Here is a 1,263-nt window from a genome sequence, read left to right as displayed (position 1 = left end):
GCGAACCCGTAGCTTCGGTACCTGGTTTGAGCCCCGTTACATCTTCCGCGCAGGCCGACTCGACTAGTGAGCTATTACGCTTTCTTTAAAGGATGGCTGCTTCTAAGCCAACCTCCTAGCTGTCTAAGCCTTCCCACATCGTTTCCCACTTAACCAGGATTTCGGGACCTTAGCTGACGGTCTGGGTTGTTTCCCTTTTCACAACGGACGTTAGCACCCGCTGTGTGTCTCCCACGCTTGCACTCACCGGTATTCGGAGTTTGCCTCGGGTTGGTAAGTCGGGATGACCCCCTAGCCGAAACAGTGCTCTACCCCCGGCGGTGATACGTGAGGCGCTACCTAAATAGCTTTCGAGGAGAACCAGCTATCTCCGGGCTTGATTAGCCTTTCACTCCGATCCACAAGTCATCCAAATCTTTTTCAACAGATCCTGGTTCGGTCCTCCAGTTGATGTTACTCAACCTTCAACCTGCTCATGGATAGATCGCCCGGTTTCGGGTCTATTTCCAGCGACTGGTCGCCCAGTTAAGACTCGATTTCTCTACGCCTCCCCTATACGGTTAAGCTCGCCACTGAAAATAAGTCGCTGACCCATTATACAAAAGGTACGCGGTCACCAAACAAGTTGGCTCCCACTGCTTGTACGCATACGGTTTCAGGATCTATTTCACTCCCCTCTCCGGGGTTCTTTTCGCCTTTCCCTCACGGTACTGGTTCACTATCGGTCAGTCAGGAGTATTTAGCCTTGGAGGATGGTCCCCCCGTCTTCAGTCAAGGTTTCACGTGCCTCGACCTACTCGATTTCACAACACTCAGGTTTCGGTTACGGGGCTATCACCCACTATGGCCAGACTTCCCAGTCTGTTCACCTACCAGTTGTGTTGCTTAAGGGCTGGTCCCCGTTCGCTCGCCGCTACTAGGGGAATCTCGGTTGATTTCTTTTCCTCGGGGTACTTAGATGTTTCAGTTCCCCCGGTTCGCCTCTCATGTCTATATATTCAACATGAGATACCCAAGTTACCTTGGGTGGGTTTCCCCATTCAGAGATGTCCGGGTCGCAGGTCGTTTGCCACCTCGCCGAACCTTATCGCAGGCTTCCACGTCTTTCATCGCCTCTGACTGCCTAGGCATCCACCGTATGCGCTTCATCGCTTGACCATATAACCCCAAAGGGTCTGTCAATCGATGATGTCACGACAATTGCCGGATACGCTTGAAACGTATCTTACTTTGTCAGCATGATATACATTGTTAAAGAGCATT

At 51.6% G+C, this 1,263-nt stretch carries 1 rRNA gene; it reads right to left on the bottom strand.

Annotation, left to right across the window (positions count from 1 at the left end):
* A 23S ribosomal RNA gene (locus KUV74_RS20680) occupies positions 1 to 1,158 on the bottom strand; the annotation flags it as partial.
* Positions 1,159 to 1,263 lie beyond the last annotated feature (105 nt).

This window comes from Halomonas sp. DP1Y21-3, assembly GCF_019801245.1.
Taxonomy (GTDB): Bacteria; Pseudomonadota; Gammaproteobacteria; order Pseudomonadales; family Halomonadaceae; genus Halomonas; species Halomonas litopenaei.
Note: the sequence above shows the minus strand (reverse complement) of the source record. Positions and strands in the feature narration are given on the sequence as shown.